The sequence below is a fragment of the Siccirubricoccus phaeus genome (assembly GCF_008360935.1).
Classification (GTDB): domain Bacteria; phylum Pseudomonadota; class Alphaproteobacteria; order Acetobacterales; family Acetobacteraceae; genus Siccirubricoccus; species Siccirubricoccus phaeus.
The window spans coordinates 1-24,406 of record NZ_SRXO01000035.1; the positions used below are offsets into that span (position 1 = coordinate 1).

At 70.9% G+C, this 24,406-nt stretch carries 20 protein-coding genes and 2 tRNA genes; 11 read left to right on the top strand and 11 right to left on the bottom strand.

The window, feature by feature from the left end:
• Window positions 1-175: 175 nt before the first annotated feature.
• On the bottom strand, window positions 176-1,225 hold the full coding sequence (locus E5N76_RS31225; RefSeq protein ID WP_328593076.1) for a methyl-accepting chemotaxis protein: 1,050 nt from the start codon (window positions 1,223-1,225) through the stop codon (window positions 176-178).
• A gap of 138 nt (window positions 1,226-1,363) precedes the next feature.
• Window positions 1,364-2,560, bottom strand: a complete 1,197-nt coding sequence (gene rnd, locus E5N76_RS28060; RefSeq protein WP_149541286.1) for a ribonuclease D — start codon at window positions 2,558-2,560, stop codon at window positions 1,364-1,366.
• Between the two features lie 838 nt (window positions 2,561-3,398).
• Between rnd and aspS the strand changes: the two genes are divergently transcribed.
• Entirely contained in the window at window positions 3,399-5,198 is a 1,800-nt protein-coding gene (aspS, locus tag E5N76_RS28065; RefSeq protein ID WP_149541287.1) for an aspartate--tRNA ligase, read from the top strand.
• 31 nt (window positions 5,199-5,229) lie between these two features.
• Window positions 5,230-6,054, top strand: coding sequence for an EipB family protein (locus E5N76_RS28070; RefSeq protein WP_235907947.1), 825 nt, complete (start codon window positions 5,230-5,232; stop codon window positions 6,052-6,054).
• Window positions 6,055-6,261: 207 nt separating this feature from the next.
• Here E5N76_RS28070 and E5N76_RS28075 read toward each other — a convergent pair whose 3' ends face one another.
• The 3 genes from E5N76_RS28075 to E5N76_RS28085 all read right to left on the bottom strand — a co-directional run bounded on the left by E5N76_RS28075 (window position 6,262) and on the right by E5N76_RS28085 (window position 10,378).
• Window positions 6,262-7,929, bottom strand: a complete 1,668-nt coding sequence (locus E5N76_RS28075) for an FkbM family methyltransferase (RefSeq protein WP_235907948.1) — start codon at window positions 7,927-7,929, stop codon at window positions 6,262-6,264.
• Window positions 7,930-8,216: 287 nt separating this feature from the next.
• Window positions 8,217-9,638, bottom strand: a complete 1,422-nt coding sequence (gene glnA, locus E5N76_RS28080) for a type I glutamate--ammonia ligase (RefSeq protein ID WP_149541289.1) — start codon at window positions 9,636-9,638, stop codon at window positions 8,217-8,219.
• Window positions 9,639-10,039: 401 nt separating this feature from the next.
• Window positions 10,040-10,378 carry a P-II family nitrogen regulator gene (locus E5N76_RS28085; protein WP_149541290.1) on the bottom strand — a complete coding sequence of 113 codons (339 nt, stop codon included), beginning with the start codon at window positions 10,376-10,378 and terminating at the stop codon, window positions 10,040-10,042.
• A gap of 492 nt (window positions 10,379-10,870) precedes the next feature.
• On the opposite strand from E5N76_RS28085, the gene E5N76_RS28090 reads away from it, so the two are divergent.
• The 3 genes from E5N76_RS28090 to E5N76_RS28100 all read left to right on the top strand — a co-directional run bounded on the left by E5N76_RS28090 (window position 10,871) and on the right by E5N76_RS28100 (window position 13,470).
• Window positions 10,871-12,079 (top strand): aminotransferase, encoded by a 1,209-nt coding sequence (locus E5N76_RS28090; protein WP_149541291.1) that lies wholly within the window; start codon window positions 10,871-10,873, stop codon window positions 12,077-12,079.
• Window positions 12,080-12,102: 23 nt separating this feature from the next.
• Window positions 12,103-12,178 (top strand) — tRNA-His (locus tag E5N76_RS28095).
• Window positions 12,179-12,684: 506 nt separating this feature from the next.
• A complete protein-coding gene (locus E5N76_RS28100) occupies window positions 12,685-13,470 on the top strand; it encodes an SDR family NAD(P)-dependent oxidoreductase (protein WP_149541292.1) in 786 nt (261 codons plus the stop codon).
• Between the two features lie 267 nt (window positions 13,471-13,737).
• Here the strand turns inward: E5N76_RS28100 and E5N76_RS28105 are convergent, their stop codons facing one another.
• Window positions 13,738-14,094, bottom strand: coding sequence for a hypothetical protein (locus tag E5N76_RS28105; protein ID WP_149541293.1), 357 nt, complete (start codon window positions 14,092-14,094; stop codon window positions 13,738-13,740).
• Window positions 14,095-14,224: 130 nt separating this feature from the next.
• On the opposite strand from E5N76_RS28105, the gene E5N76_RS28110 reads away from it, so the two are divergent.
• Complete coding sequence (locus E5N76_RS28110) at window positions 14,225-15,037, top strand: aspartate dehydrogenase (protein ID WP_149541294.1); 813 nt, start codon at window positions 14,225-14,227, stop codon at window positions 15,035-15,037.
• Between the two features lie 225 nt (window positions 15,038-15,262).
• Complete coding sequence (locus E5N76_RS28115) at window positions 15,263-16,390, top strand: MFS transporter (RefSeq protein WP_149541295.1); 1,128 nt, start codon at window positions 15,263-15,265, stop codon at window positions 16,388-16,390.
• A gap of 141 nt (window positions 16,391-16,531) precedes the next feature.
• Here E5N76_RS28115 and E5N76_RS28120 read toward each other — a convergent pair whose 3' ends face one another.
• Window positions 16,532-17,581, bottom strand: coding sequence for a lipase family protein (locus E5N76_RS28120; RefSeq protein ID WP_149541296.1), 1,050 nt, complete (start codon window positions 17,579-17,581; stop codon window positions 16,532-16,534).
• 171 nt (window positions 17,582-17,752) lie between these two features.
• Between E5N76_RS28120 and E5N76_RS28125 the strand changes: the two genes are divergently transcribed.
• A complete protein-coding gene (locus E5N76_RS28125) occupies window positions 17,753-18,187 on the top strand; it encodes a DoxX family protein (RefSeq protein ID WP_149541297.1) in 435 nt (144 codons plus the stop codon).
• Here E5N76_RS28125 and E5N76_RS28130 read toward each other — a convergent pair.
• The 4 genes from E5N76_RS28130 to E5N76_RS28145 form a co-directional block, all read right to left on the bottom strand.
• On the bottom strand, window positions 18,150-19,781 hold the full coding sequence (locus tag E5N76_RS28130; RefSeq protein ID WP_149541298.1) for a peptide chain release factor 3: 1,632 nt from the start codon (window positions 19,779-19,781) through the stop codon (window positions 18,150-18,152). The genes E5N76_RS28125 and E5N76_RS28130 overlap by 38 nt on opposite strands.
• Before the next feature lie 282 nt (window positions 19,782-20,063).
• Window positions 20,064-20,558: a VOC family protein gene (locus tag E5N76_RS28135; protein WP_149541299.1), complete on the bottom strand. Its 495-nt coding sequence runs from the start codon at window positions 20,556-20,558 to the stop codon at window positions 20,064-20,066.
• Between the two features lie 188 nt (window positions 20,559-20,746).
• The gene (gene rpoH / locus E5N76_RS28140; protein WP_187830456.1) at window positions 20,747-21,628 is read right to left on the bottom strand and encodes an RNA polymerase sigma factor RpoH; all 882 of its coding nucleotides are present in this window, start codon (window positions 21,626-21,628) and stop codon (window positions 20,747-20,749) included.
• A gap of 232 nt (window positions 21,629-21,860) precedes the next feature.
• Window positions 21,861-22,871, bottom strand: a complete 1,011-nt coding sequence (locus E5N76_RS28145) for an RluA family pseudouridine synthase (protein WP_149541300.1) — start codon at window positions 22,869-22,871, stop codon at window positions 21,861-21,863.
• On the opposite strand from E5N76_RS28145, the gene E5N76_RS28150 reads away from it, so the two are divergent.
• The 3 genes from E5N76_RS28150 to E5N76_RS28160 all read left to right on the top strand — a co-directional run bounded on the left by E5N76_RS28150 (window position 22,846) and on the right by E5N76_RS28160 (window position 24,226).
• Window positions 22,846-23,124 carry a DUF6476 family protein gene (locus E5N76_RS28150; protein WP_149541301.1) on the top strand — a complete coding sequence of 93 codons (279 nt, stop codon included), beginning with the start codon at window positions 22,846-22,848 and terminating at the stop codon, window positions 23,122-23,124. The genes E5N76_RS28145 and E5N76_RS28150 overlap by 26 nt on opposite strands.
• 112 nt (window positions 23,125-23,236) lie before the next feature.
• Window positions 23,237-23,312, top strand: a tRNA-Glu gene (locus E5N76_RS28155).
• Window positions 23,313-24,001: 689 nt separating this feature from the next.
• Window positions 24,002-24,226, top strand: a complete 225-nt coding sequence (locus E5N76_RS28160; RefSeq protein ID WP_149541302.1) for a hypothetical protein — start codon at window positions 24,002-24,004, stop codon at window positions 24,224-24,226.
• Window positions 24,227-24,406: the final 180 nt, after the last annotated feature.

Here is a 24,406-nt window from a genome sequence, read left to right on the forward strand (position 1 = left end):
CTCACGCAGATCCTCGGAGTATGGCCGCATCCTGGCTGGCCTCCATCGCCCAGCCCAGAGCTTGAATCAGATCTCAGCCCGTTTCGGAACCCCCGATTCAGAGCAAACACAGCATGCTCTAGAGCGGTTTCACCTCGCCTGTGCTCGGTAGCGGCGGGGGGGGCTCCGTCCCGAATCACATCTCCGCCCGCGCGCCCTGCACCAGCACCCCGGACCACCCCAGCCCGCGATAGGTCTCGTAGCCCGGGGTCCGGTGGAAGGCGATGGTCCGGCCCGCCGTATCCCGGTAATGCCCGGACTGGCCGCCGCCCTGCAATTCCAGCCTTTCCTGCAGCAGCCCCACCCCGTCCGAGGCGGCGATCACCCGCCCCCCGGCATCCAGCAGCAGCACCCGGGTATGGCCCTTTTCCTCCTCGGTCAGCCGCACCCCGCGCACCACGGTTTCCGCCTGCGGCCCCCAGTCGAAATGGATGCCCAGCACGCCGAGCACCCTGCCATGCACCTCCCCGCCCTCCCGCACCGCTGCGGCATAGGTGGCGACCGGCGCGCCGCCCAGCGCGGCGCAGGGCGCCACATCCGCCACCGCGAAGTCGTCGCCGGAGGAAGAGGCGAGGGCCGCCTTGAACCAGGGCTCCGCGGAGACGTCCAGGCCGCGCACCCCCGGGTAGCGGTCCGGCCGCCCATGCGCCACCACCCGCCCCGCCGCATCCGCCAGCCAGAGATCCAGATAAACGGTGTAGGCGGAGAGGATGACGCCAAGCCGCCGGTCGGCATGCCCGGCACGGGCGGGGTCGGGCGCCGCCAGCGCTTCCACCACCGCCGCGTCGGTCGCCCACCAGCGGACGTCGCAGGTGCGTTCGTAGAGGTTGCGGTCGATGATCTCGATGGCGTTCAGCGCCAGATCCACCAGCCGCTGGCCGCCCACCTCCCCGGCCATGCGCTGGCCCACCTGGCGCAGCTCCTCGAAGGCCTGGCGCAGTTCGCCATCCATCTCCCCGGCGATGCGCGCCACCTCCGCGGCGACGCCCTTCACCTCGGAGGCGACGACGCCGAAGCCGGCCCCCTGGGTGCCGGCGCGCGCGGCCTCGATGGTGGCGTTGAGGGCAAGGATCCGGGTCTGGCGGGTGATGGCCTGGATGGCCCGCACCTTGCCGGCGGCGATCGCCGCGGCGTGGTCGGCCAGGGCCAACACCCGCGCCGGCGTGGCGGCGGGGGCGAGGGACAAGGTCAGGCTCCGTCCATGGAATTTCCCCACAAGCATGCCGCGCGAAGCTTAATGACGGATTGGCGTCGGCCCGCCTGAGTCGAGGCGCATGCCGAAAGCCTGGCGGCGATGGCTCGCGCTGCCGCCCCCTTGCGGGGCTCAGCCCGCGGCGATCAGCTTCACCCGCCGCCCCTCGACGCCGAGGGCGAGGCGCCCGCCCTTCAGCTCCAGCGCCGCTTCCCCGAACACATGGCGGCGCCAGCCATGCAGGGCGGGCAGGTCGGGCTCGGCCTCGGCCGCCAGCCGGTCCAGATCCTCGCTGCTGGCGAGCAGCTTCGGCGCCACGTGATGCTCCTCGCTCTTCGCCGCCAGCAGCACCTTCAGCAGCGCGACCAGGGCCGGGGAGGCGGGGGGGCCGGTGCGGTCCTTCGGCGCCTCCGGCAGCTCGGTCTCGGGCAGGGCTTTCGCCGCCTTCACCGCCGCCAGCAGGCCGGTGCCGCTGCGGCCCTTGGCGAAGCCCTCGGAAATGCCGCGGGCGCGGGCCAGCTCGGCGACGCTCTCCGGCCCGGTGGCGGCCACTTCCAGCAGCGTCTCGTCCTTCACCAGGCGCTGGCGGGGGATGTTGATGCGCTGCGCCTCCCTCTCCCGCCAGGCCGCGGCGGCGCGCAGCAGGCCGAGGAAGCGGCGGTTATTGGTGCGGGGGCGCAGCTTCTCCCAGGCCCGGTCCGGGTCGGTGCGGTAGGTGTTGGGGTCGTGCAGCACCGCCATCTCCTCCGCCACCCAATCCAGCCTGCCTTCCCGCACCAGCCGGTCCCTGAGCGCCACATAGATGCGGCGGAGATGGGTGACGTCGCCGGCGGCGTAGAGGAGCTGGGAGGCGGAAAGCGGCCGCGCCGACCAGTCGCTGAAGCGGTGGGCCTTGTCGATCTGCACGCCGGCGAGGGAGCGGCAGAGCTGGTCGTAGCTCACCTGGTCGCCGAAGCCGGCCACCATGGCGGCGACCTGGGTGTCGAAGAGCGGGGTCGGGACGGCGTCGAATTTCAGCAGGAAGATTTCCACGTCCTGGCGGGCGGCGTGGAACACCTTCACCACATTGGGGTCGGCCAGCAGGGCGCCGAGCGGGGCGAGGTCCAGCCCCTCCGCCAGCGCATCCACCAGCGCCACCTCGGACTGGCCGGCGAGCTGGACGAGGCAGAGCTCGGGCCAATAGGTCCGCTCCCGCATGAATTCGGTATCGACGGTGACGAAGGGCTCCTGGCGGAGCCGGTCGCACAGCGCGGCCAGGGCCTCGGTGGTGGTGATCAGGGCGGGGGCGGAGGCGGTGTCCTCCGGCGCGCCGGGCTGGCGACGGCTCATGCCGGGGGTTTACTCCGCTGGGCGGCGGCGGGAAAGCGGGGTTCGGGGCGCGAGTGGCGGCGGCGGCCGGGGAGCTGCCTTGGCCCTGGCCGGGCGGGGCAGGAAGGGGCCTGGAATGCGGCCTGGCCGGGGGGCGGGCGCCGCCTGGCGGGCGGAGTCGGGGTTGTCCAGGGTGGCTGCGGCGGGAGCTCCGCCCCTGGGTGGCCGGGCCGCGGCGTAGCGCCGGACAAGCCAGAGAACAAAACAAGGAGGCCGTCAGCCATCTCGCCGGTCTGAGCTGTCCGCGATGTTTCCGGCCGGACGCTCCCCCCCCCCGACCCCGGTGTAAGCTTGCCGCGGCAATTTGCCGGCCTGCGCCCGGGCCAGTGTCCCGCTTCCGAAGTCCTGCGGACTTCGTTCTCGGGCCACTGGCTATTGTTTTCAGTGGCCTGCTTGTCCGCTGCGTTCGCTGGAAGTCCAGCGAACTTCGTGGGCAGACACTAGTGTCCCGCTTCCGAAGTCCTGCGGACTTCGTTCTCGGGCCACTAGCTTTTGTTTCCAGTGTCCTGTCCGCGACGTTCGCTGGATTTCCAGCGAACGTCGCAGGCAGGACACTGGAGCGGGAGCGGTTGGGCCTCGCTCAACCGTCCCGCTTCAGCCCATCGTTCGGTCGCGGGATTCACGCCTCCGGTCGCTTCGAGGTCCTGCGGGGAGCACAGAGGATGGAACCGCCGGAGAGGCGGCTCCGCTCCCAAGGGGGCTGACAAACCGCCGCGGAGGCGCCAAAGCCCCGCCCAGGGTTGACACCTCGGCCCCCCCGCATGCCATTCCCCGCCGACCGATCTACGGAAGCCACACCATGCACGCCTACCGCACCCATAGCTGCGGCGCCCTTCGCGCCTCCGATGCGGGCCAGACCGTCCGCCTCTCCGGCTGGGTGCATCGCAAGCGGGACCATGGCGGGCTGCTGTTCATCGACCTGCGGGACCATTACGGGCTGACGCAATGCGTCATCGCCCAGGGCTCCCCGGTCTTCGAGGCGGCCGACCGGCTGCGCACGGAAAGCGTCATCACCGTGACCGGCGAGGTGGTCCACCGCGAGCCGGGCACGGTGAACCCCAAGCTGCCGACCGGCGAGGTGGAGCTGCGCGTCCGCGAGCTGGTGCTGCAATCCGCCGCCGAGGTGCTGCCCTTCCAGATCGCCGGCGAGCAGGATGCGCCGGAGGAGCTCAGGCTGCGCTACCGCTTCCTGGATCTGCGCCGCGAAAGGCTGCAGCGGAACATGATCCTCCGCGCCCAGATCGTCCAGGACATCCGCGAGCGGATGATCGCCAGCGGCTTCAACGAATTCCAGACGCCGATCCTGACCGTCTCCAGCCCCGAGGGCGCACGGGACTTCCTGGTGCCGGCACGGCTGCATCCGGGGAAATTCTACGCCCTGCCGCAGGCGCCGCAGCAATACAAGCAGCTCACCATGGTGGCGGGCTTCGACCGCTATTTCCAGATCGCCCCCTGCTTCCGCGACGAGGCCGGCCGCGCCGACCGGACGCTGATGTTCTACCAGCTCGACGTGGAGATGAGCTTCGTCACCCAGGAGGACGTCTTCACCACCATGGAGCCGGTGATCCGCGGCACCTTCGAGCGCTTCGCCGAGGGCCGCGCGGTGGATGCCGGGCCCTGGATCCGCATCCCCTATGCCGAGGCGATGCGGAAATACGGCACGGACAAGCCCGATCTGCGCAACCCGCTGGTGATCGCCGATGTCACCCAGCAATTCGCCGGCTCCGGCTTCGGGCTGTTCGCCAGAATCGCCGCGGGCGGCGGCGTGGTGCGCGCCATCCCGGCGCCGGGTGCGGCGGGCAATCCGCGCAGCTTCTTCGACAAGATGAATGAATGGGCGCGGGAGCAGGGCGCCGGCGGCCTGGGCTACATCACCTTCGAGGCGGATGGGCCGAAGGGCCCGATCGCCCGCAACCTGGAAGCCGAACGCGCCGAGGCGATCCGCACCGCCTGCGGGCTGCAGGCGGGGGATGCGGTGTTCTTCGCCGCCGGCAAGGAAGCCGATGCCGCGAAGCTCGCCGGGCAGGCGCGGCTGAAGCTCGGCGCCGATCTCGGCCTGTCCGCCAAGGAGGGCTTCCGCTTCTGCTGGATCGTCGATTTCCCGATGTACGAGCTGAACGAGGAAACCGGCCAGGTGGATTTCAGCCACAACCCCTTCTCCATGCCGCAGGGGGAGATGGCAGCGCTGGAAACCAAGGACCCGCTGACCATCCCGGCCTTTCAGTACGACGTGGTCTGCAACGGCTACGAAATGGCCTCCGGCGCCATCCGCAACCACAAGGCGGAGATCATGGTGAAGGCCTTCGGCATCGCCGGCTACCCGCCGCAGGCGGTGGAGGAGCGCTTCGGCGGCATGCTGAACGCCTTCCGCTACGGCGCCCCGCCGCATGGCGGCATGGCGGCCGGCATCGACCGCATCGTCATGCTGCTGGCCGAGGAGCCGAATCTGCGAGAGGTGAACCTCTTCCCCATGAACCAGCAGGGGGAGGAGCTGATGATGGGCTCCCCTTCCCCGGTGGAGGAGGCGCGGCTGAAGGAGCTTCATATCCGCACCGTGCTGCCCCCGGTAAAGGGTGCAGCTTCCCCGAAGCCGTCCTAAATAGGGCGAATCCCTTGAAGGATTCCCCGGCATGCCGTTGCGCCGCCGCCTGATCGCCGCTGCCCTGACCGCCCTTCTCGCCGCCGCCCCCGCCGGTTTCGCGGCGGAGCCGGGGGTGGAGGCGATGGTGGGCCACCGGGCCGCCTATCGCCTCAGCTTGGACCGGGTGCGGGAGAATTCCGACATCGCCCGGGCCGAGGGCGCCATGCTGTACGAGGTGGTGGATGCCTGCGATGGCTGGGCCACCCGCCAGCGCTTCCAGCTCCGCCTCATCGACCGGGACGGGCAGGAGGTGGAGACCACCTCCGACTACTCCACCTTCGAGACGAAGGACGGGCGGACGCTCCGCTTCTCCCTCACCCAGACCAGCCAGGGCGCCGTCTCCCAGCGCATCGCGGGGGAGGCGGAGGTGACGCCGGAAGGCGGGCGGGTGCGCTACACCTCCCCGGAGACGAAGGAGGAGGCGCTGCCGCGCGGCACGCTGTTGCCGATGCTGCACACCATCCGTGCCCTGGCCGCGGCGCGGGCCAATACGCGGCTGCTGGTGGTGCCGCTGTTCGACGGCACCAGCGCGGATGGGGCGCAGGACACCACCACCGTGATCTCCGCCTGGCAGGCGCCGCAGGCCGGGCGCTTCCCGGACCTGGCGCAGCTCGGCAGTGCGCGGATGCGGGTGGCGTTCTTCGACCGCAACCCGGCGCAGGGCAGCAATGGCGGCGGCGCCAGCGCGCCCGACTATGAGGTGGGGCTGCGCTACTATGCCAATGGCGTGGCGGATGAGCTGAAGATGGAGTTCGGGGATTTCACGGTGGATGGGAAGTTGGAGGAGTTGGCTATTCTTCCCAATCCTTGCTGAAGTTGGGGGAGGGCGCTGCCCTCTCCCTCACGTTGGACGCAGTGCGTCCAACCCCGCAAAGGGCTGAAGGGCCTTTTGAACCCTTGAGTTTTGGATCCGATGGTCGAGGCGCCAAACTCATGGTTTCCAAAGGCCCTTCGGCCTTTGGCGGGATCGGACGCACTGCGTCCGATGTTCGAGAGGGGCAGCGCCCCTCTCGACACCACGTCAGGGCAAGAAGAGCCAGGTCGGCGTCGCGTTGAAGCGCCGCTGCGGCGCATAACCCAGCGGCTTCAGCAGCGCGGAGACGGCGGCGAAGGACTCCTCCGTGCCCGTCTCCACATAGAGCGCCGGGCGGTGCCGCCGCAGCACCTGCTGCGCGCCGTCCAGCACGGCGCATTCCATCCCCTCCACATCCACCTTCACCACCGCGGGCTTTTCCGCCAGCACGTCGTCCAGCCGCACCACCTCGATGTCGCCGGGGTGGGCGGTGTCGAGCGCCGTCATCCCCGCATTGCCCTCCGGCCCCGGGCACAGCGTCGCCCGCCCGGGCGCCGCGCCGACGCCCTGGCGGCGCAGCTCCAGCATCGCGTCCAGCCCGTTCGCCGCAAAGGTTTCGGCGCAGTGCTCAGCCAAGGCGGGCGAGGGCTCGAAGGCCAGCACCCGCGCGCCGCAGACGCCGGCGGCGAAGAGACCGTGATTGCCGATATTGGCGCCGATATCGACGAAGAGCGCGCCGGCGGGCAGGCGGGTGCGGATATCCTCCAGCATCGGCGCCTCGTAGAAGCTGCCGGTGGCGAGCACGCTGCGCTGGATATGGTCCCGCGCATCGGTCAGCGGCAGCACGCCACGCCAGCTTCCATGGGCCAGCGGCGCCAGCGCCGGCACCCGCGGCGCCGTGCGGGCGGCGAGCAGCGCCAGCACCCGCGCCACCTGGCGTTCCAGCGAAAAACGCCGCGCCACATACTCCCGCCACCGTCCCGGGCGCGCGGCGCGGATGCGCGCCACCGCCTGCGCCACCGTGGCGAAGCGCATTTCCTCCGGCCAGAATTCCTCCGCACCGCGATGCTCCAGCACCGCCAGGCCGCAGCCCGCGGCGGCGGCTTCGGCGATGGCGTAGCCGAAGCTTTCATGCAGGCTGGTGGAGAGCAGCACCGCATTCCGCGCATGCCATTCGGGCATCGCCGCCGCCGGCACCGCGCCGTCGAATTGCACGGCGCCGGCGAGGCCCATGCGCGGCACCAGATGCACCACCGCATCCGCCACCATGCGGTCCCCGCCGCCGGCGGCGATATGCAGCCGCCAGCGCGGATCCTCCGCGCGCAGCCGGGCCAGGATCTCCAGCGCCAGGGTGGGATTCTTGCGGGCGATCATGTTGCCGCACCAGCCGAGGCGGAAGGGATCGCGCGCCCCCTCCACCGGGGCGAAGCGAAGCGTGTCCACGCCGTTGTGCAGCACGTGCAGCCTCGTGGTGGCGTCGATCCCCGGTGCCGCCGCCCGCACCAGCCGGGCCATGTCCTCGCTGACCACGATGCAGTCATCCACCGCGGCCCAGGGGGTGCGGGCGACATGCGGGGTCTCATAGGCCTCGATGCGATGCACCCGCAGCAGCACCCGGCGGCCGCCGAACTCGGTGCGGGCCAGCAGCTCCGGGAAAGGCGGCCAGCAGAATTCGAACCAGAGGGCGTCGCGCGACGGCTGATCCGTCCAACGCAGCGCGGCGGCGAGGTCGGCGGGGCCGGAAACCGGAAAGCGCCGCACCTCCACCTGGCCGGAGGCGGCGAGGCCGCCCGCAAGATCGGGCAGGAAATGCTCCAGCCCGCGGAGTTCGAGGATGGCGAGGCGCGGCAGCCGCGCGGCCCCTGCGCTTGGCGCTGATTCCGGCGCGTCCTGCATCTCGGTCACCCTGCCTTGCTGGCGGAGAAGGCTTGCGCCGGGGCGGGTGAAAGCGGGGTTAACGGGAAAAGGCGGGCGCCGCGGGCCGGAGGAGCCGGCCGGCCCGCGGCCATCCCCGCAGGCAGGCCACCGTCCGCCCGCGCTCCCAACGCAGCTTCCGGCCTCGGCGCGCCGCCGCAATTCCGGCATGGGTGGCAGCTGCGTATCCCCACGCAGCCCCGCCCCGCCACCAACGAAAAAGGCCGCGCCCCGAAGGACGCGGCCCCTGTCATCCGACCAGGCAGGGATCAGACGGAGTAGTACATCTCGAACTCGACCGGGTGCGGGGTGTGCTCGAAGCGGTACACATCGCCCCATTTCAGCTCGATATAGGATTCGATCTGGTCCTTGCCGAAGACATCGCCGGCCAGCAGGAATTCATGGTCGGCTTCCAGCGCGCCCAGCGCCTCGCGCAGGCTGCCGCACACCGTCGGGATGCCCTTCAGCTCCTCCGGCGGCAGATCGTACAGGTCCTTGTCCATCGGGTCGCCCGGATGGATCTTGTTGCGGATGCCGTCGAGGCCGGCCATCAGCATGGCGGAGAAGGCGAGGTAGGGGTTCGCGCCCGGATCCGGGAAGCGGACCTCCACGCGCTTCGCCTTCGGGCTGGTCGCGTAGGGGATGCGGCAGGAGGCGGAGCGGTTGCGGGCCGAATAGGCCAGCAGCACCGGCGCCTCGAAGCCCGGGATCAGCCGCTTGTAGCTGTTGGTCAGCGGATTGGTGAAGGCGTTCAGCGCCTTGGCGTGCTTGATGATGCCGCCAATGTAGTAGAGCGCCTCCATCGAGAGGTCGGCATAGCCATTGCCGGCGAACAGCGGCCTGCCGTCCTTCCAGATGGACTGGTGGACATGCATGCCGGAGCCGTTGTCGCCATAGATCGGCTTCGGCATGAAGGTCGCCGTCTTGCCGTAGCTGTGGGCGACGTTGTGGATGCAGTATTTGTAGATCTGCATGAAGTCGGCCTGGGTGACCAGCGGGCCGAACTTGGTGCCGAGCTCGTGCTGCGACTGCGCTACCTCATGGTGGTGCTTCTCGCCGGGGACGCCCATCTCGATCATGGTCGAGAGCATCTCGGCGCGCAGGTCCTGCTCGGAATCCACCGGCGGGACCGGGAAGTAGCCGCCCTTCACGCCGGGGCGGTGGCCCATATTGCCTTCTGGGTAGTCCTTCATGTTCGCGCCCGGGCCCTCGATGGACTCCAGCGAGTAGTGCGCGAAATTGCCGCCGGTGCCGAACTTCGCGCTGTCGAACACGAAGAACTCGGCCTCCGGGCCGAAGAAGGCGGTGTCGCCGATGCCGGAGGACTTCAGATAGGCCTCGGCGCGCTTCGCCGTGCTGCGCGGGTCGCGGGAATACATCTGGCCGGTGGAGGGCTCGATGATGTCGCAGAACAGGATGAGCTGCGGCTTGGCAGAGAACGGATCCATGCAGGCATTCTCGGGATCCGGCATCAGGATCATGTCGGACTCGTTGATCGCCTTCCAGCCGGCGATGGAGGAGCCGTCGAACATGATGCCTTCGTTGAAGGTGTCCTCTTCGAAGGTGGAGACGTGCTGCGCCGTGTGCTGCCACTTGCCGCGCGGGTCGGTGAAGCGGAAGTCGACGTACTCGACGCTGTGCTCCTTGATCATTTCCATGACCTTGGAGACGGCGGCTGCCTTATCTGCCATGTCGGTTATCCTGGTCCCTTGAGCCTGTCCCGGGCCCCCTTGCGGGGTCCCCCCTTCGCCCGCTGCTGCGCCGCGCACCCCTGGCACGCACCGCGACCCCCGTGCCGCGCCGCCCCATGGCGGCCCGCATAGGGGGGTTGCGCCGCCCGCCGTGGGCTTGTCCCGGCGGCGGCGAATCCCGCTCTCCCCTCTCCGCCGGCGCGGCCGCGCCGGCCGGCCCCGGGCGGGATGCGTGCCCGCATGCCGCCCCGGGGCCCTGCCTTATGGCGCGAATCCCGCTGCCCCGCGAGCGGACGCGCCCTGCAGCGCGATCGCCTTCGGTGACATCGCCGCAGGCGCGCCTCGCGCGATCAAACAAGGACCTGAAGCATGAGCCGTGGGCGCAAGCGAACGGATCATGCTCAGACCGCGTCCTCGCCCCGTTCGCCGGTGCGGATGCGGATCACCTCCTGGATTTCGGAAATGAAGATCTTGCCGTCGCCGATCCGCCCGGTGCGCGCGGCCTGGCTGATCGCCTCCACCGCGCGCTCCACCAGATCGTCGGAGCAGACCACCTCGATCTTCACCTTCGGCAGGAAATCCACCACGTATTCGGCCCCACGGTAGAGTTCCGTATGGCCCTTCTGGCGCCCGAAGCCCTTCGCCTCGACCACGGTGAGGCCCTGCAGCCCGATCTCGTGCAGGGCGTCCTTCACCTCGTCGAGCTTGAAGGGCTTGATGATGGCCTCGATCTTCTTCATCGGCTCCGCTTTGCGTTCCGGCGTGGTTGGCCCGGCCGGCGGAATTCTCCGGCGCGTCGCGCAGTGACCGGAACCGGGCCCGCCTGGGCAACCCGGATCCAGGCCGGCACCCCCGTGCCGAAGCGCCGACCCCCGCGCTTTTTGCACGCCCCGTGCCACGGGTTCAATCGGGCGGCGGGCCGGAATCGTTGGGAGTCGCGGAAGGGCTGCGCCGCTGGCGGCGGCATACTGCCCAAAGCTTCAGCATAGATGCCGTGACGGCCGGGTTGCGGCCGGGCTGCCCCGCCCCCATTATGGTCCCAGCAACCAGGCGCCCGCGCGGCCCGGCGCGGCCACCAGTTCCGCGAGGGCGGCGTGCGTCGCCGCTCCTGGCAGGCGGGGCGTTCCGCTTCCTTCACGCAGCGCGTGCCAGGCTCGTCTTTGGTCGCGTTGGCCAGGACCGCCGGCAGGGCGCCGCGGATGGCCTTCGCCTTGAGGGGAAGGGTCGGGCGGATGCAGCCCCCATTGAAGAACCAGAACGCGCTGCTCTCGGGCATCGGCACCACCATCTTCACGGTGATGTCCGCGCTGGCGGTGCAGCATGGGGCGATCAATCTCGGCCAGGGCTTCCCGGATTACGAGGGGCCGGAGGACGTCATCGACGCCGCCGCCGCCGCGCTGAAGGATGGCCGCAACCAGTACCCGCCGCTGACCGGCGTGCCCGAGCTGCGCCAGGCCGTCGCCGCGCACAACAAGCGGTTCTACGGGCTGGAGGTGGACCCGAATGCCGAGATCGTCGTCACCTCCGGCGCCACGGAGGCCATCACCGCCTGCCTGATGGCGGTGCTGGACCCGGGCGATGAATGCGTGCTGATCGAGCCGCTGTATGACACCTACCTGCCGGTGGTGAAGCTGCTCGGCGCGGTGCCGAAGCTGGTGCGGCTTGCCCCGCCGGACTGGGCGTTGCCGCGGGCCGAGCTGGCCGCTTCCTTCGGGCCGAAGACCAAGGCCATCCTCTTCAACAGCCCGATGAACCCGACCGGCAAGGTCTTCACCGCCGCCGAGCTGGCCTTCATCGCCGATCTGCTGCAGCGCCACGGCGCCTATGCCATCTGCGACGAGGTCTATGAGCACCTGACCTTCGATGGCTGGAAGCACATACCGCTGATGACCCTGCCGGGGATGCGGGAGCGCTGCATGCGCATCGGCAGCGCCGGCAAGACCTTCAGCCTGACCGGCTGGAAGGTGGGCTACATCACCTGCGACCGCTCCCTGGCGCCCAACGTCGCAAAGGCGCATCAGAACCTGACCTTCACCACCGCGCCCAATCTGCAGCGCGGCGTGGCGGTGGGGCTGATGAAGGAGGATGCCTATTTCGCTGGGCTCTCCGCCAGCCTGCAGGCCAAGCGCGACCTGCTGGCCAGGGGGCTGGCGGAGCTGGGCTTCGGCGTGCTGCCGACCCAGGGCAGCTACTTCATCACCACGGATTTCCGCCCGCTGGGCTTCAACGGCGACGACGTCGCCTTCTGCCGCACCCTGACGGAGGAGGCGAAGGTGACGGCCATTCCGGTGACGGCCTTCTACGCCAGCGAGGGTGCGCCGAGCCATTACGCCCGCTTCGCCTTCTGCAAGGGCGAGAAGGTGCTGGAGGAGGCGCTGGGGCGGATGCGCGAATGGCTGGAGCGCCGGCGCGGGCAACAGTTGACGGCGGCGGCCGGCTAGCCCTATTTCCCCCGGCCTCTGCGGCGGCCATAGCTCAGTTGGTAGAGCGCCAGGTTGTGGTCCTGGATGTCACGGGTTCGAGTCCCGTTGGTCGCCCCATTTTCTCCCTTGGAATGGCGGCTTTCTGCGAGGTTGGAAGTTTATCCAGGCCTGGGGTTGGAAGAGCTGTCCTCCGATCCGTCCCCCCTGGCTTGCCGCGTTCCCCTCGCGGCGGGCCAGCGGAGGCTGGGCCAGGCGGAATTTCCCGAAGGCGCCGCGCTGCTGTTCCGGCGGGGGCAGGGCGGTGGCAATTCCCCGGGTGGGTGACGACGGAGGCGCTGGCGGGGCCGTGAGCCTGGGAGCTCCGCCCGTTGGCGGCAGCGCCGCCAACCCCTGGGGTTGGACGGCCCCCCGGACCCCGATGTGAGTTTTAGGCCTCGCAGGTTGAACCTCCCGACTCACGGCGGGGTCCGGGGGGAAGCCTTCCCCCCGGCGGGAGTGCAGAGGGCAGCGCCCTCTGCTGGGGGTGTGGGGGCCAAAGCCCCCGCATTGCAGCGTCCGCCGAGACAGGCAGAATACCCTCATGGCGCCATCGGAGCGCCGCTTCAGGCGAGGGAACCCCCAGCATGGACATCAGGATCGACGGCCGTTCGGCGCTCATCACCGGCGGCTCCAAGGGGCTTGGCCTGGCCATGGCCAAGGCCTTCGCCGCTGCCGGCGGCAATGTGGCCATCGTCGCCCGCGCCGCCGATTCGCTCGCCGCCGCCGAGGCCGCGATCAAGGCCGTCGCCCCCGCCGCCAAACTCGCCGCCATCAGCGCCGACATCTCCACCGCCGAGGGCTGCAACGCCGCCTTCGCCGCGGCCGAGAAGGCCTTCGGCCAGGTGGACATCCTCGTCAACAATGCCGGCACCAGCCAGCGCGCCCCCTTCCTCGAGGTCTCCGACGCGCTCTGGCAGAACGATCTGGATCTGAAGCTCTTCGCCGCCATCCGGCTGGGCCGGCTGGTCTGGCCGGGCATGGCGGCGCGGCAATGGGGCCGCATCATCAACGTGCTGAACACCGGCGCCAAGGCGCCGCCGGGCGAGGGCGCGCCGACGGCGGTTTCCCGCGCCGCCGGCATGGCGCTGACCAAGGTGCAGTCGCATGAGGGGGCGAAGCACAACATCCTGGTGAATGCCATGCTGGTCGGGCTGATCGACAGCGACCAGCATTACCGCCGCTGGCAGAAGAGCGGCAGCAACGAATCCTACGAGGAATGGCTGGGCAAGCTCGGCGCTTCGCTGCCGCTCGGCCGCTACGGCAAGCCGGAGGAATTCGCTTCCCTCGCGCTGTTCCTCAGCTCGGAGGCGGGCGGCTATATCTCCGGCACGGCCATCAACGTGGACGGTGCCCGCAGCCCTGTCGTCTAGCTCCCCCACGACATTGCTGCGCGGTGCCTCGGGGACCCCGAGGGTAAACGGCGCAAAGTCAGGCATCCGGCACAGCCCGCCGCGGCAAGGCCGCGGCGGGGCAAAGAGCGGCGCAGGTGGCGGCGCAGCGCTGATGGCCAAGCTGCGCGCCGGCTCTGCGTGGTTGCCCGCGCCGGTTCAGAGCGCGATCGGTTGAGGTTGAATCAACCGAAACCGCGATCGCGCGACCAGACCAGAAGCGGGGTGCGTGAGCGAAAGCTCCACGCTCTAGCGGTTCTGCGGATAGGCGCCGCTGGTGTTGGACCCCGTGGCGCGGTCATAGCTCCGCTGCGCCGCCGTGCCCGGCGGGTTGCCCGGCATGCCGTCCGACTGGGTGGGATAGGCGCCGGAGACATTGCTGCCCGCCGTCCGGTCCAGCGCCCGCTCCGCCGCGGTGCCGGTGGGGTTGTTGCCGGTGCCGTCGGGCGAGGTGCGCGGGCTGCCGGTGGCGCGGTCATAGGCGCGCTGCATCGCCGTGCTCGGCGGGTTGCCCGCGCTGCCGTCCCGCGTGCTGTCGCAGGCGGCGAGGACGGGGACCAGCAGCGCCGAGGCGGCCAGGCCGCGCAGCAGGACAGGGACGGGCATGCAATCTCTCCTTCGCCGTTCCGGTGCGGGGGGTGAAAGCCCGGGGCCGGCAAAGGTTCCGCCCGCCCCTTCCGCCGCGGGGCCCGCATCTGCTACGCGCAGCCTGCGACGACGGGGCAGAGAGGATGCGATGGCGGGCGAACTGAGGGTGGCGATCGGCGGCCTTGGGGCGATCGGCGCGCATCTCGCGCGCGCCCTGGATGCGGGGGTGGAGGGGCTGCGCCTCACCGCCGTCGCCGCCCGGGATCAGGAGAAGGCGCGGCGCACCCTGGCCGGCTTCCGGGCCATGCCCGCCCTGGTCAGCCTGCCGGAGCTCGCCGAGCGCGCCGACATCGTGGTGGAAGCGGCGCCGGCCGCGGTGTTCGAGCAGATCGCCGAGGCCGCCATCACCCGCGGCCGCATCTTCGTCCCGAGCAGCGTCGGCGCGCTGCTGCCGCGCATGCATCTGGTGGCGCGGGCGAAGGCAAGCGGCGCCCGCATCGTCGTGCCGACCGGCGCGCTGCTGGGGCTGGACGCCGTGCGCGCCGCGGCGGAGGGCGAGGTGGCGAGCGTCACCATCGAGACGCGCAAGCCGCCGCGCGGGCTGGAAGGCGCGCCCTACCTCATCGAGAACGACATCGACGTGCTGGGCATCACCGCCGCGACCCTGGTCTTCAAGGGCAATGCCTTCGACGCGGCGCGCGGCTTTCCGGCCAATGTAAACGTCGCCGCCGCCCTGGCGCTGGCCGGCATCGGGCCGGAGCGGACCATGGTGGAGATTTGGGGCGACCCGGGCGTGACCCGCAACACCCACACCATCCGGGTGGAAGCCGCGGCGGCGCGGCTGACCATGACCATCGAGAACGTGCCGAGCGAGGAGAATCCCCGTACCGGCAAGATCACCCCGCTCTCCATCCTCGCCTGCCTGCGCGGCCTGACGAGTACGCTGAAGGTCGGCAGCTAGGCCGGTTCCGCTCGGCCCGCTTCGCGGAACCCGCCCCAGCCTGCCATCGGACCGGTAAAGGATTTCTCGATCAGTAAGCCCGGCCGGTCGGAGGCTGCCCGGAGCGCCCCCCCCGCGGAACCGCTGGGCCAGGATCTCCGGAGGCTCCTGCCCGGGGCCCGGCGCGGGCTCCCCGGACCGGCAATGGGTGGCGACAGGCCGCGGCGGTTGGTCTAAGGGCCGCGCGTGCCGCTGCTTCTCCTCGCCTATCTCGCCTTCATCGGCCTCGGCCTGCCGGACACCATGCCGGGCGCGCTCTGGCCGGTGCTGCGGGCCGATTACGCTGCGCCGCACGCGGCGCTCGGCCTGCTGCTGGCGGCCACCTCCACCGGCACCTTCACCGCCAGCCTGCTGGCGGGGCGGCTGATCGCCGCCCTCGGCATCGGCGGGGTGCTGGCGGCCAGCGTGGCGGCGACGGCGGCCGCGGCGCTGGGCTTCGCCCTGGCGCCGCCCTTCCCGGTACTGGTCCTGCTGGCGCTGCTGGGCGGTTGCGGCGGCGGCGCGGTGGATGCGGCGCTGAACGCCTTCGCCGCCGCCCGCTTCGCGCCGCGCCATTTGAACTGGATGCATGCCTGCTGGGGCCTCGGCGCCACGCTGGGCCCGGCCATGGCCACCGCGCTGCTGGCCGCAGGCTTCCCCTGGCGCGCCGCCTGGGGGGCGGTCGGGCTGGTGTTGGCGGCGCTGGCGCTCGGCTTCCTGGCGACGCGCGGACGCTGGCAGGCAGGGGAGGAGGAGGAGGCCGCCGCCGCCGGTCCGCGCCTCACCGCCCTTGCCGTGCTGCGCCTGCCGCTCGCGCGGCGGCAGATCGCCGCCTTCGCTCTTTATTGCGGGCTGGAGGCGGGGACCGGCCAATGGGCCGCGACGGTGCTGGTGGAAAGCCGCGGCGCCTCGGCCGAAACGGGGAGCGCGGCAACGGCGCTGTTCTGGGCCTCGCTGGCGCCGGGGCGCATCCTGCTTGGCTTCGTGGTGGACAGGCTGGGGGCGGACCGGCTGCTCCGCGCCGTGCTGCCGCCGATGCTGCTGGGCTCGGCCGGCTTCGCGCTCGGGCTGGGCGCGCCTTTCCTGGCGCTGCTGGCGGTGGCGCTCGCGCCGCTCTACCCCACGCTGATGGCCCGCACGCCGGCACGGCTCGGCGCCGCGGCGGCGGCGCATGCGGTGGGGTTCCAGGTGGCGGCGGCGACATTTGGCGCCGGCGTGCTGCCGGCGCTGCTCGGCCTGGCGCCACTGGCCGCCGTGCCCTGGCTCCTTCTGGGGCTGGCCGTGGCGTTGGCCTTCCTGCTGTGGCGCATCCTCGACGGGCGCCCGGCCGGCTGAGCCGCCGCGCAGCTTCCACCCTCGGCCCCGAGACTCAGGCCGGGATCCGGGGACCGTCCGGTCCCCGGCGGGGACCGGACGCATGCGTTCGATGGGGGCAGCGCCCCTGCGGGGGCCCGGGGGCGGAGCCCCCTGGTATTCTCAGATCAAGTTCAGGTCGTGTCCAAGATCGCCCAGCCCGTCCCGCACCGTGGTGAAGGCATCGTTCAGCCAGGGCTGCGCGTCGTCGCGCAGGTCCTGCGCCCAACTCTCCAGCACCTGCCCTGCCGCATCGATGCTCGGCGGCGGCGGGTCGCTGTTATAGACGTCGCGCAGGAAGGCGAGGCCCGGATCGCCCTGCGGCGCGGGCGGCACCAGGGTGGTGGGGCCGCCGGCCGCTGCCGCCTGCATCCCCGCGAGATAGGTCTCGATGTCATGGCGCGTGGGGTCGAGCTGCGCCAGCCCCGCGATATCCGCTTCCGGCGAGAGCTGGCCCTCCGCCGTCGGCAGCAGCACGATGTCGCCGCGATTCTCGTAATTCACCGTCAGCGTGCCGAGCGTCGCCAGCGCCGCGTCATGCGTCAGTCCCGGCATTTCCTGCGAGATGCGCGCCGCCGCGGCATCCGCGAGATAGCCATCGGCGCGCAGCACCTCGCCGATCTCGGCACGGTGGGCGCCCAGGAACACGGCGGGGTCGTCGGCGACGACGTAATTGGTCGGCCGCGCATCGCCGCCCGGCGGCAGCATGGCGCCCGGCGAGCCGAAGGTCACCGCATCATGGGGGATGCTGCCCGGCTGGTCCGGATGCGATGCCATGTAGAGCTGCGCCATGGCGCCGCCGGCGCTGTGGCCGGTGACCACCACCTGGTCGTAGGCGCCGCTCGCCGCCGCCGCATCCACCGCCGCCACCAGCGGCGCGAAGAGGGCGTAATCCTGGTTGATGCCGCTCAGCGAATGCTGGCTGTCGACGCCGTCATCGCTGCCGCGGAAGGCGACGACGAGCGAGGTCTGGCCGTCCAGCTCCGCACTCGTCACCAGCGCGGCGGCATTGCCATTGTGATATACGCCGTTTGCAAAGCTCGCGCCGGTGGCGGGGTCGATCGGCAGCGAGTCGATGGCCAGGGTGCTGAATCCGGGCGGCACGCCGGCAGCGGTGTCGGAATAGGCGGCGAGCGAAAGCTGCGCCAATTGCGCGTCGGTCGCGAGACTCATGGCATTCTCCCAGTTGCGCTGCGCCGGTGGCCGGCGCTGTTGGGCGAAAAACACCGTGCCGTCGGCCGCGGTTCCCCCGCTGCCGATTGCGATGGCCGCATGCGCGGAAAGTCTCTACACGCGCGGCACGGACCCGCGCCGGCGGGCCGCTTCAGCCAAGGAGGCCCATCCATGTGGGATATGGTGTTGCTGGCGCCGCGCATGCGGGCCGTGTTGCGCATCGTGGCGGCGCTGATCTTCCTGGAACATGGCACGCAGAAATTATTCGGCTTTCCACCGCCCATGGGCGGAACGCTGCCGGCCGCCGTCTCGCTGCTGTGGTTCGGCGCGATTCTGGAATTGGTCGGCGGCGCGCTGCTGGTGCTCGGCCTCTTCACCCGGCCGGTCGCCTTCGTGCTGGCGGGCGAGATGGCCTTCGCCTATTGGCTGTTCCACGCGCCGCGCAGCGCCTTCCCGGCGCTGAACGGGGGCGACGCGGCGATTCTCTACTGCTTCGTCTTCCTCTATTTCGTCGCCGCGGGGCCAGGGGCCTGGGCGCTGGACATCAAGCTGGGACGAGAGCCCGGGCCTATTTCCGCGCCGCCACCAAGCCGTGCTGCTCCCTGACGGCGTGGAAGCGCAGCATCGGCCATTCCTCCTCGGCGCGCTTGCGCCGCCAGTCGGAGCCGAAGAAGGCGACGAGGGCGCCGTCATGGTCCTCGCCGGCGTCGCGCCGGTTCTGCTGCGCGAAGCGTTCCAGCGCCGCCTTATCCTCGCCGGCGACCCAGCGCATCATCGACCAGATGGTGTCCTGGAAGCCGGCGGGGACGCCGTATTCCACCTTCAGCCGCGATTGCAGCACGTCGAGCTGCAATTGGCCGACCACGCCGACCACCGGCAATGAGCCGTCGAGCGGACGGAAGAGCTGCACCACGCCTTCCTCCGCCAACTGGTCCAGCGCGGTCTTCAGCTTCTTCGCCAGCATCGGATCCTCCAGCCGCACATGGCGGAGGATTTCCGGCGCGAAGCTCGGCACGCCGCGGAAATGCAGCTCCTCGCCCTCGGTCAGCGTGTCGCCGATGCGCAGCGTGCCATGGTTGGCGACGCCCACCACGTCGCCGGGCCAGGCTTCCTCCGCCACCTGGCGGTCCTTGGCGAAGAAGAAGAGCGGCGCGTTCACCGGCACCTGCTTGCCGGTGCGAACCTGCCTGAGGCGCATGCCCTTGACCAGCTTGCCGGAGCAGAGCCGGACGAAGGCGACGCGGTCGCGGTGGTTGGGGTCCATATTGGCCTGGACCTTGAAGACGAAGCCCGTCAGCTTCGGCTCCTCCGGCGCCACCGCGCGCGGATCGCCCTCCCGCGCGCCGGGGGGCGGGGCGTAGCGGGCCAGGCCGTCCAGCAGATGGCCGACGCCGAAATCCCGCAGCGCCGAGCCGAAGAAAACCGGCGTCAGCGTGCCCTGGCGGAAGGCCTCCAGGTCGAAGGGCGGGCAGGCGCCTTCGGCCAGCTCGGCTTCCTCGCGCAGCGCCGCGGCGCGTTCGGCGCCGACCAGCGCATCCAGCTTCGGGTCGTCGAGGCCGGAGAGCGCGACGGCGCTGGAATCATCCGCATCGACCGGCAGGAAATGCTTCTCCAGTAAATCCCAGGTGCCGGCGAATTCGCTGGCGCGGCCCACCGGCCAGGCGACCGGCGCGGCGTCCAGCGCCAGGGTCTTCTCGATCTCGTCGATCAGCTCGAAGGGGTCGCGCGATTCCCGGTCCATCTTGTTGACGAAGGTGATGATCGGAATGTCGCGCAGCCGGCAGACCTCGAACAGCTTGCGGGTCTGGCTCTCGATGCCCTTCGCCGCGTCCAGCACCATCACCGCGGCGTCCACCGCCGTCAGGGTGCGGTAGGTGTCCTCGGAAAAGTCTTCGTGGCCCGGCGTGTCCAGCAGGTTGAAGACCAGCCCGCCGCGCTCGAAGGTCATCACGGAGGTGGCGACGGAAATGCCGCGATCCTGCTCGATCTTCATCCAGTCCGACCGGGTGCGGCGGGCATTGCCCTTGGCGCGCACCGCGCCGGCGAGCTGGATGGCGCCGCCCTTCAGCAGCAGCTTCTCCGTCAGCGTGGTCTTGCCGGCATCCGGGTGCGCGATGATCGCGAAGGTGCGGCGGCGCGCCGCCTCGGCGGCGACCTCGCTGGTGGCGGCATCGGCCGGGGCGGTGAGATTCGCGTCCATGATGCGCGCCATGTAGGCCGGCCCCGGCTCCGGCGCCAGGGTGGCGGGGCCGGCGGGCGGCGGTGGCCGGCACGCATAGGTGTTCCGCCCCGCCCAGGCGGCGCGGTTTCTGGCGGAACACGTGCGGGACCACGCGGCGGCGTGACCGGTGTGGCATAGCGGGGCTCCGCCCCTGGCACCGGACCCGGGTCTGAGTTTTCCGGCTCGGGGGCCAGCCAGCAAACTCACGGCGGGGTCCAGGGGCAGAGCCCCTGGCGGGGGCTTACGGGGGCGGAGCCCTCGTCACGCCGCTTCCGCCGCCGCCCCTTCCGCCAACAGCGCCTGCAGGTCCAGCGGCCGGTTGGTCATCCGCAGATTTCCTTCCGGGTCCCGCGGCCATTCGATCCGCGGCCGGTCGCGGTAGAGCTCCACCCCGTTGCCGTCCGGGTCGCGCAGATAGACCGCCTCTGAGACGCCATGGTCCGAGGCGCCTTCCAGCTCCACCCCCGCCTGCAGCACCTTCAGCAGCGCCACGCCCAGCGCGGCCCGGTCCGGATAGACCAGCGCGACATGATACAACCCGGTGCTGCCGCGCGGCGGCGGCTCGCCGCCGGCGCTGTCCCAGGTGTTCAGCGCGATGTGGTGGTGATAGCCGCCCGCCGAGAGGAAGGCGGCGCGGTTGCCCATGCGCGCCTGCTCCTCCAGCCCGATCACGTCGCGCCAGAAGTGGAGGGCGCGGTCGAGATCGGCCACCTTCAGATGCACATGGCCGATACGGGCCTCCGGGTGGATGGACATGGCGGTGCTCCTGCTTCGCCCGCAAATCTGGCGCGTGCGCGGCGCCGGCGCCAATCATCCTGCGGGATGCCGGTGATCCGCGCCGGAAATGAGCAGGGCGGCCGGGTTGCCCCGGCCGCCCATCCGTTCCGGCGCCCGCCTCAAACCGCGCGCCTGCGCACGTCTCAAGCCGCGCGCCTGCGCATGTCTCAGACCGCGAGCCTGCGCTCGACCACCTGCTGCTTCATGCTCTTCTGCAGCTTCTCGAAGGCACGGACCTCGATCTGCCGCACCCGCTCCCGGCTGATGTTGTATTGCTGGGAGAGTTCCTCGAGCGTGGTCGGCTCGTCCTTCAGCCGGCGCTCGATCAGGATGTGGCGCTCGCGCTCGTTCAGCGTCTTCAGCGCCTCGCCCAGCAGGGCGCGGCGGTTGGAGAGGTCCTCGCGGTCCGCCAGCGCGCTTTCCTGGGTCTCCTGCTCGTCCACCAGCCAGTCCTGCCACTCGCCCTCGCTGTCCGCCCGCACCGGGGCGTTCAGGGAATGGTCGGGGCTGGCCAGGCGGCGGTTCATGGAGACCACGTCCTGTTCCGGCACCTGCAGGGCGTGAGCGATCTTCTCCACCTGCTCGGCCTGCAGGTCGCCATCCTCCAGCGCGGACATCTGCGCCTTCAGCCGGCGCAGGTTGAAGAACAGCTTCTTCTGCGCCGCCGTGGTGCCCATCTTCACAAGTGACCAGGAGTGCAGGATGTACTCTTGGATTGCGGCGCGGATCCACCACATGGCGTAGGTAGCGAGGCGGAAGCCCCGGTCCGGGTCGAACCGCTTCACCGCCTGCATCATGCCGACATTGCCCTCGGAGATCAGTTCGCCGACGGGCAGGCCGTAGCCGCGATAGCCCATGGCGATCTTGGCCACGAGCCGAAGGTGGGACGTCACCAGCTTGTGCGCCGCGCGCTCGTCGCTGTGGTCGCGCCAGCGCTTGGCGAGTTCGAGCTCCTCCTCGGCGGAGAGCATGGGGAATTTGCGGATCTCCTGCAGGTAGCGGGAGAGGTTGCCCTCAGGGGCGATCGGGATGATGGAGCTGGAAGCCATAGGGATATCTGCCTCCTGCGCCGAGGAGCCTCCCCGTGACGGCGGGGCCCGGCCGGCGCGCATGCCTGGCAGTTCGAACGCCCCACAGGCCCGCCCGGCCCGCATGCCCCGGTCACGACAGGGCGAGTAAGGCTGCGGAACGAGGGTTGAGTGGCACCCGGGGGCGCTGCCTTCGGGGAGTTTGTACCGCCTTTGGGCTGCGCTGTCCATAAAAACCGAGTATCGGAGTCGGTTACTCCGCGTTACCGTCCAGCAATCTCAGCAACCCGGCGAAATCCGGGGGCAGTGGGCTTTCGAAGCGCAAAGCGGCGCCGGTGACCGGGTGGCGGAAGCCCAGCGTCGCCGCGTGCAGGGCCTGGCGGGGGAAGCTCAGCAGGGCCTCCCGCGCCGGTTCGGCCAGCAGGCGGGCGGCGGCAGGGGTGCGGCGCAGGTAGACGGGGTCGCCGATCAAAGGGTGACCGCATTCCGCCAGATGGACGCGGATCTGGTGGGTGCGGCCGGTCGCCAGGCGGCAGCGCAGCAGGGCGCAGGCGGCGCCCCAGGCGCGGGTGGTGGCATAGCGGGTCAGCGCCGGCTTGCCGCCGCGCGTGGTCACAGCCATGCGCTTGCGGTCCGTGGGGTGGCGGCTGATCGGGCCCTCGATCTCGCCGGCCGGCGGCTGCGGCAGGCCCCAGACCAGGGCGAGGTATTCCCGGTCCAGGTCGCGGGTGGCGAAGGCCTCGGAGAGCGCCCGCAGCGCCCGTTCCGTCTTCGCCACGACCATGACGCCGGAGGTGTCCTTGTCCAGCCGGTGGACGATGCCGGGGCGCCTTTCCCCGTTGATGCCGGGCAGGTCCTCCCCCGCATGGGCCAGCAGGGCGTTCACCAGCGTGCCGTCCTGGTTGCCGGGGGCGGGGTGCACGACGAGGCCGGCCGGCTTGTCCAGCACGATCAGCTCGGCATCCTCGAACAGGATGGTCAGGGGGATGTCCTGCGCCATGGGCAGGGCCGGGGCGGCGGCGGGGATGGCCAGGGCATAGGTGGCGCCGGGCTTCACCGCTTCCGCGGCATCGCGCAGCGGGGCGCCGTCCCGGGTGGCGGCGCCGGCGGCGATCAGCGCCTTGACGCGGGAGCGGGAGAGCGAGCCTATCGCCGCCGCGAGGAAGCGGTCGGCGCGCTCGCCCGCCGCCTCGGGCCCGGCGGTGATGGAAATGGTCTCGGCGGTGGGGGGAGATTCGGTGGGCGCGCTCAAGGCTCTGGTCATCGGGATGGGGGTGCTGATCGTCGCCGGCACCGTGACGCTCGTCGTGCTGCTCGTCCAGCGCGCCGGTGGCGGGCTGGGCGCGGGCGGGCGGTGGGAGCTGGCGCTGGAGGCGCCGGAGGGGACGCGCATTGCCGGGGTAGCGGCGGCCGGGGAGGCGGTGGCGGTGCTGCTGCAGCGGCCCGAGGGGGAACGGGTGGTGCTGGTGGACCCGAAGCGTGGGCAGGTGGTGGGGGAAATTCGGCCGGGGCGGTGAAGCGGGGGAGGAGAGGCGTTCGGCGCCGGGGAGCGAGCGAAATCCCGCCCCAGGCGGCGGATGGGCGCTTGATCCCCGCCCCGGTCGCGGCTAGAAGGCGCGCCTCGCCTCAGTCCCCTTCGTCTAGAGGCCTAGGACACCGCCCTCTCACGGCGGTAACAGGGGTTCGAATCCCCTAGGGGACGCCAGGGTTTTCAAGGCCTTGGCCGCGGCGCTCGCGGGCGTCTCCTACATTATCTCCCATATCGGTGCAGCGGAGCCCTGGCGGTACCGACCCTCCCCGCCTCGCCTCCTCCCTGAGGGCATACTCCGACTGGCCGCCGCGGGTATGCCCGGCGCAGTAGGGCCGCCCAAGCGCCGGCGCGCATCCCAGCAGGGCGCCGGTTGCGGTGGCGGAGCGTCGTTCGGCCACATTGGCCAGAAGCATCCACGCGCATCCGGCGCAGCCTGGCGCGGCATCTCTAACAGCGCGAGCACGGTCCCGATGCCGCGGCGGCGCTGCTGTCGGCGATGCGGGCGGGCATGGCTGCTGGGGCCGCCTCTCGACAGGAGGCTCGCTTGGGGAAAGCCTTAAATAAGCAAACATCTGATCCAAAAGAATTTTCGGCCGGACGACGCGGCCGCTACGGCGCCGAGGAAAATGAACCTCAGGCCCAGAAGGGAAGATACTAGGCGTACTTCCGCGACGCACCGCTGGACCGGGCTGCTGGCCAGGCCCTTTTCCCGGTCCTCTGCTTCACCGGCAGCGTGCTGATCTTGAAGGATGAGGTGGATGTGCTGCTGGGCGACCTGCCCGCCGCAGGGCCGGCGGCGCCGCCGCCGAGCCTGGCGGCGCTGGCCGAGGCCGCCCTGGCGGCAGCGTCCGGGCCTGCTGCCCATGTCGCCCTGGCTGCCGCCGAAGGCGCCGGACCGCGCCTTCATCGGCCTGCGCCCGCCGGGCGTGACCGCCTTCGAGGAGAGCCGGGCGGTGCTGCTGGCGGCCCTCAGCCTGGCGGGGCTGGTGGGGCTGATGCTGCGGACGGGGCCTGGCTGCTGCCTGCCGCCCTGCTGGCCCGTCCTGCCCTCGGCGTTGGGCCTGCGAGGCCTCCTGCGGCAGCGATGACGGCCGCCCTGCAGCGCAGCGCCCCGCGGCGGTGTGAAATGTGCGCAGGCAGCTCCCGGGCCGGATCGTCGATCTGCCCGGACATTGTCTGCCATATGCGAGATCGCCGCCCTTGGACGCCATCGCCACCCGTACCTGTCCCGGACCCCTCTATTCCCGCCTTTCGCGGCCGGGGCGCGG